General features: G+C 78.5%; 1 protein-coding gene. It reads right to left on the minus strand.

The features are described from left to right. A partial coding sequence (locus PINTE_RS21285; RefSeq protein WP_157087453.1) for an adenosylcobinamide-GDP ribazoletransferase occupies positions 1 to 550 on the minus strand: 550 nt, incomplete at its 3' end. Between the last annotated feature and the right edge of the window lie 144 nt (positions 551 to 694).

The following is a 694-nucleotide window of genomic DNA, read 5'->3' on the forward strand; positions in this document are numbered from 1 at the left end:
CCTGCCGGGTGGAGACGGTGCCGGCGACGGCGCGCCCGAGCCCGGAGCCCGGAAGCGGCGGCACCGCGCGGTGGCAGGCCCCGGCGAGCACCTGGCGGGAGGTGAGCAGGGCGACGGCGGCCAACGCCAGCGAGCCGTCGCCGGCGAGCGCGGCGAGCGCGGTGCCCTGCACGCCGAGGCCGAGGACGAGCGCGCACACGCCGCTGGGCCCGACGTCGCTGGACTTCATGACGGCCAGAGCGCGGGCCCGGTCGTAGGAGGAGGACAGGCCGTCGGCGGTGTCGGCGAGCCCGTCGAGATGCATGGCGCGGGTGGACAGGGCGGTGGCGGCGAGCAGGAGCACGGCCAGCACCGACTCCGGACCGCCGAGCGCGAGCCAGAGGCCGGCCCCGAGGCCGGCGAGCGCGAGCAGCGGCAGCTGGGTCAGCGGGGCGAGCAGCATGGCGCGGCCGGCCACCTGGGCGTCCACCCGTGTCGGCGGTGCGACGGGCCAGGCGGTGAGGGTGCCGACCGCCATGGCGAGGGCATCGGGCAGCCGGGGTGGGGTCATTCGCGCCACGTGAGCCCGGCGTCCTCCCACAGGTCGAGGCCGTCGGGCCCGATCTCGTCGAGGCCGCCGTCCGGGTTGGCGACGGGGTTCGCGGCGTTCGCGACTGGGGTTGCGGCGGGCCGCTGGCCGGCCTCGGCACGGGGC

It is taken from the genome of Piscicoccus intestinalis NBRC 104926, assembly GCF_001515525.1.
GTDB lineage: Bacteria > Actinomycetota > Actinomycetes > Actinomycetales > Dermatophilaceae > Kineosphaera > Kineosphaera intestinalis.